We start from the raw sequence: 5,368 nt of genomic DNA on the forward strand, positions 1-5,368 counted from the left end.
GCCCGGAAAAGACACACTTTTCTTTACTTAACCCGTGCTAGAGGTTATGACGCAAGTTTATTGAATTCCAGAGAATTTCTGAACATCCGGCGAGCGAAGGAAACGCCCGGCCATTTCCACAGCTGGCTGAGAAGAATCTCCTTCGATTACAAGGGACGCAATCGCCAATTCCCCTGTCGTTCCAGCGAACCAGCCATTGGAAAGCTTGCCATCAATTTCTGCTGTACCAGTCTTTCCGCCAAGTGCACTAAGATCACTCAACGACCTAGCTGAACCGTGGTCAATTGTTGATTTCATCATCGTCCGGAGGCTTTGAATAGTTGTATCGCTGACATGCTGGTCTGCCTGTTTATTCACTACTGTCTGTTCGCCTTGAATGAGCTGTGGAGGAACAAGCAAGCCGCCGTTAGCGACAGTCGATTGCATGAGCGCAATCCCAAATGGACTAGCTAGAACCTCGCCCTGTCCAATAGAAGCCTCCACACGAGGAGGTCCAGCCGGTGTCCGCGGCACCGAACCAGTAAGTGTGGTCATCCCTGGTACGTCGAAGTCGGAGCCAATTCCGAGTTCTAAAGCAGTCCGTTGCAGATCATCTTCTCCCAAACGATCCGAAATGACCGCTTGGGTTGTGTTACATGATTGGGCGAAAGCTTCTTCCAGTCGAACGCTACCTAGATCGAAGTCATGATCGTTGGGAATCGTGCGTCCAGCGACGGTGATATTGCTAGGACAAGGTAGTTCCTCATCCATGCTGACTGCCCCTGCCTCTAGTGCCGCCGCTGTGGTCACAGTTTTGAACGTCGATCCCGGTGGGAATAGCCCGGTGAGTGCGATTGGCCCTTGGTTATTTGCCTTGTCATTTTGTGCAACGGCAAGGACACCTCCTGTTCTAGGATTGAGCACGACTAGAACTGCGGCACGTTGCTCACTGTCCACTGCTTGTTTTGCTGCGCTTTGCAGTGTGTTATCCAGAGTGGTTGCGATTGGCTGAACTCGGCGAGGCGGCTCAGAGGCTACCGTCGTCATACCTTGTGAACTCTCAGCGCGTATCGACCATCCTGAATTAGCATCGAGCACTGACTCCCAATATTTGTTCAATTCAGCATCCAGCGGAGAGTTAAGAGTTTTGGACACGCTTAAGAGACGCCCCTGCTCCACAGTGGAAATTCCCTCAAAGGTCCTAAGTTGCTCTTGTATCTTCCGGAATTCTTCCTGCCTCAAAGTGAGGAGCACGGTGTCTTCATCCTGAGACTCTCCCAAGGTCTGCTCGATCCACTCCTTAGTCGTTGTGGGAGACACTGGTGCAAAAATCTGGGCCAATTCCTGCGCTCTAGAGGCTATATCTTTGCGACCTCGTACCTGAATAACTTTCGTCCAGGTCATATATTCATTGCCCAAGCGATCTTTAATTGGAAGATCGTACTGTTTATCTTCAGCAAAAAAGAGTGCGGAATCATCGCTCAACTGAGCTTCGAAGATCGAAGGCAACCATTGAGGCTTACCATCCTGTCCACTAAGGACGAGCCGACCATTGCTCTCCAACTCCACACCATCTTTGGACCAAGTCACATGAGTATTCTGCTTTCCATTGGAAATATCAGATTTTTCGATGTTGACCTTCACACCATGAAGTGACTGCCGAAATTCATGAAGGGCGCGCTCCGGGTCTGGATGATCCAGATACCGTGCAGCCTTGCTGTCATCTCCCGCGTTGAAAGCTTTGAGAAATACGTCTGAGTCTGATTCCCACGGTAGAGCTGAACAGCTGCTCAACATCACTGCGGAGAGCGAACAGAGTGCAATCACCGACTGACGGAAACGATTGTGCTTAGTCATCATGGGAGTGACGTTAAGTGAGACGCATTGGATGCCACCAATATCACATAATGCAATTGTCTCATTTCATTCACATATAGGCGATGGTAGAAGTGTGTATTCAAGTGGCAGAAATTCTAACGAAGAGCGTCCACGAGCAGTCTAGCCACTTCGCCAATAGCACCATCGTGAGTACTCATTGCTTGTTCTGGCACCACCTGTTTCAGCATGATGGACACCACAATGGGCTCCTCGCCCTCAACCTGGATAATCGAAGCTTCACCATGGAGAAGTCCTACAGTGCCCGTTTTTCCATAGATATCAACGCCGCTTGGAGGAAAGCCTGAAGGAACACGGTGACGCCACACCTGCAACCCCAAGAGTTCACACATAGATCGACGTACCGCTGCACTATCGTCTTTCCAAACCTGTTCCAAGTCATTAGTTATTTCCGCCAACGAAGAGACTGCAGAAAACGCTATATCTGTACTACTCCCCCCTTGGGATTGAACATATTGACGCAATTGTTTCTCCGCCGTCACTAAGCTATTCCGATCTTGCAAGTCATAATGAGGTGGAAACCGTTTAAGAAATGCTTCTCGAGCCCACGCAGGCAGTAGACGCAAAATCTCGTGGGCGGCCACGTTATCTGACACCGATGCGACTTGTTTCATTAAGTCTCGGAGACTCACGTTCACTGCGTCATCAAAGGCAGCGAACCCATACCCTTCGTAAGTTCCTTTGGACGGTGCAACGTCAACACGAAGACGAGGATCCAGATCACCTCGTTGAATCGCTTCCAAAGTGAGGTGGAGGAGCCGGATTTTATATAAGGATGCCACCGTAATTTTCTCGTCTTGTTTGCGTCCGATAGTCACCCCATCGTGCAGTCGCGATGCACACCACCATCCCTCACACCCCGACCGCGTCAACACGTTTTCCAGGGCCATCTCCATCCGTGCAGTCATTGGTTAATCCTTCGACAAATTCTTTCGGCGACCGCCATGGCCTCGGCGCCATTGTCCATCCCACCTCGGCGAACCACTACATCCACGGAAAAATCGAAACGGGAAGGAAGCTCAATAGCATTGTCAAACTGGTGAAAACCGCGAAATACCAAAGACATCCCCTCCCCTCTTCCAATCAATAAGCCCCTACCTAGAGCATCCTCTGAATCATTAATTTCGCAAGACACACCCGACCGAAATAGCTCTCTCGCCAAACCACTGGCTGCACTTGAATTGTCATTCAGGTTCTCCACCAGCAGATTCAATTGAGACAAGGTCTTATCCAACCTTGAATACCCCGGCGGCACCACTAGATCACGTGACAGAGAAAACTGCCTCGCACTGCGGTGAGTACCCAAGGGAACCGGAGCTTGAACAAGCCCCGCATGAATAGCGCCTTCTTCAACACGGGCAAGAATCTCAACAGAAGGCAGTGACGACAAAACTACTCCATCATGCTGCTGTGCCTTTGCTGCAATACGCGATCCTATCTCGCTTGGAAGCGCACTACTGATGGCCAAACGAAACCCGCTTTGCGCACCACTTCGGATACCGTCAATCATCGAATGCATAGTCTGAAGATCGCGATTAATCACCCGGGCATATGGAAGCAAGGTCAACCCTGCCTCGGTTAGTTTCACTTCCCCCGCCCCTCGGATAAATAGCGGTGTACCTACACCAGCTTCTAAGCGCTTAATGGCATTGGAGACAGGCGGCTGACTCACTCCCAGTCGCGCTGCCGCCGCTGTAAAACTACCGGTCTCCGCTAAAGCCACGAAATACTGCCATTGGCGCAGATTTCCCGTCTGAGCAATCATGGGTCTCAGCATAGTGGAGCACGAGTTCGCACCACTGCAGCGTAAAATGATGTCTTTGGCTTGAGCAACACCGTCGCGGTGGCGTCGATAAACAAAAAGGAAGTGACACACAGCGTGGGCATTGGAAACGGACCGCTCATTGTGCAGTCGGATAAGACCGTGCTGCTGGAAATCGACCACGAACAGGCGCAGGAGGCGCGCACCGCGCTGGCACCGTTCGCGGAGCTGGAGCGCGCGCCGGAGCACGTGCACACCTACCGCATCACCCCGCTGGCGCTGTGGAACGCCCGCGCGGCAGGGCACGACGCGGAGCAGATCATGGACGTGCTGGAAACCTACTCGCGGTTCCCCGCCCCGCAGCCGCTGCTCATCGACATTGCCGACACGATGGATCGCTACGGGCGGCTGAAGCTCATCAAGCACCCAGCGCACGGGCTCGTGCTAGAGACGACGGACAGGGCTGTGCTGACGGAGATCCGGCGTCACAAAAAGATCAAGCCCATGTTGGGCACAGAGATCGACGAGGACTCGATCGTTGTGCACCCTTCCGAGCGCGGCAGGCTCAAGCAGGAACTGCTGAAGGTCGGCTGGCCCGCAGAGGACCTGGCGGGATACGTCGACGGCGAGGCACACCCCATCGAGCTGTCGCAGGAACACGAAGAATGGCAGCTGCGCGACTACCAGGAGATGGCGGCCGATAGCTTCTGGGAAGGCGGCTCGGGCGTGGTAGTGCTGCCATGTGGTGCGGGCAAGACGATGGTCGGCGCGGCCTCGATGGCCAAGGCAAAGGCCACCACCCTGATCCTGGTGACGAACACCGTCGCGGGCAGGCAGTGGAAGGACGAGCTAGTGCGCCGCACCTCCCTGACGGAGGATGAAATCGGCGAATACTCCGGAGAGAAGAAGGAGATCCGCCCCGTGACCATCGCCACCTACCAAGTGGTCACGCGCAAGTCGAAGGGCGAATACCGGGCGCTGGAGCTGTTCGACTCCCGCGACTGGGGCTTAATCATTTACGACGAGGTTCACCTGCTGCCTGCCCCGGTGTTCCGCATGACCTCCGACCTGCAGTCTCGCCGCCGTCTGGGGCTCACCGCCACCCTGGTGCGCGAGGACGGCCGCGAAGGCGACGTATTCAGCCTGATCGGGCCGAAGCGCTATGACGCCCCATGGAAGGACATCGAGGCCTTCCTGGATCGCATGTCCCCCGGCGGTCTCTCGTCCGTTCCCCAGTCCCTGCGGTATTTGATTGACGACGCCACCAGGGCATTCCAGCAGGGCTCCGCCACCGAACCCCACTCGGCTCGTGTCCCGTCTCGCGTGGATACTCCCCAGCGCAACATCATGGACATCACTGGGGACTCCACCGAGATCGCCTCGGAGATCGACGGCGCCGTGGAGGGTTTTCGCCGCGCCCACGACCAGGCCATCGCCGTGGACCCGGCGGACGGCACGAAGGCCTCGGACACCCGGACCTTCCGCTCGCCGCGGGAGATCATGTCCGAGCTGCGCCGCGCCTATACCGCGGGCACACAGGTGCGCCTGCACTACGTGGACTATGCGGGTGCCACCAGCCATGACTGGATCTCCATCGTGATGATGACCCCCTCCACCATCTCCGCGGTGCTCGAATCCACCGGGGAGAGCCTCACGATCCAACCCCACCGCATCGCTGCGGTGGACGTGCCGTGCTAGAGGGTTAAGTAAAGAAAAGTGTGTCCGCATGCC

Annotated in this window: 4 protein-coding genes; 1 reads left to right on the forward strand and 3 read right to left on the reverse strand. The window is 55.0% G+C overall.

Annotated elements, in window-relative coordinates:
- Nucleotides 1-57: 57 nt before the first annotated feature.
- The 3 genes from pbp2m to HMPREF3053_RS07820 all read right to left on the reverse strand — a co-directional run bounded on the left by pbp2m (nucleotide 58) and on the right by HMPREF3053_RS07820 (nucleotide 3,640).
- Nucleotides 58-1,839, reverse strand: a complete 1,782-nt coding sequence (gene pbp2m / locus HMPREF3053_RS07810; RefSeq protein ID WP_049172619.1) for a penicillin-binding protein PBP2M — start codon at nucleotides 1,837-1,839, stop codon at nucleotides 58-60.
- A 113-nt stretch (nucleotides 1,840-1,952) separates the two neighbouring features.
- On the reverse strand, nucleotides 1,953-2,783 hold the full coding sequence (locus HMPREF3053_RS07815; protein ID WP_012360808.1) for a serine hydrolase: 831 nt from the start codon (nucleotides 2,781-2,783) through the stop codon (nucleotides 1,953-1,955).
- Nucleotides 2,780-3,640, reverse strand: coding sequence for a LysR family transcriptional regulator (locus tag HMPREF3053_RS07820; RefSeq protein ID WP_012360809.1), 861 nt, complete (start codon nucleotides 3,638-3,640; stop codon nucleotides 2,780-2,782). Before HMPREF3053_RS07820 ends, HMPREF3053_RS07815 begins: the two co-directional genes overlap by 4 nt.
- A 114-nt stretch (nucleotides 3,641-3,754) precedes the next feature.
- On the opposite strand from HMPREF3053_RS07820, the gene HMPREF3053_RS07825 reads away from it, so the two are divergent.
- Entirely contained in the window at nucleotides 3,755-5,335 is a 1,581-nt protein-coding gene (locus HMPREF3053_RS07825) for a helicase-associated domain-containing protein (RefSeq protein WP_070767543.1), read from the forward strand.
- Nucleotides 5,336-5,368 lie beyond the last annotated feature (33 nt).

Source organism: Corynebacterium sp. HMSC064E07 (genome assembly GCF_001815745.1).
Lineage (GTDB): Bacteria > Actinomycetota > Actinomycetes > Mycobacteriales > Mycobacteriaceae > Corynebacterium > Corynebacterium jeikeium_D.

Excerpts from the sequence above, each read along its gene's own strand:
- pbp2m (WP_049172619.1), bottom strand. The coding sequence starts at position 1,839 with ATGATGACTAAGCACAATCGTTTCCGTCAGTCGGTGATTGCACTCTGT.
- HMPREF3053_RS07815 (WP_012360808.1), bottom strand. The coding sequence starts at position 2,783 with ATGACTGCACGGATGGAGATGGCCCTGGAAAACGTGTTGACGCGGTCG.
- HMPREF3053_RS07820 (WP_012360809.1), bottom strand. The coding sequence starts at position 3,640 with ATGATTGCTCAGACGGGAAATCTGCGCCAATGGCAGTATTTCGTGGCT.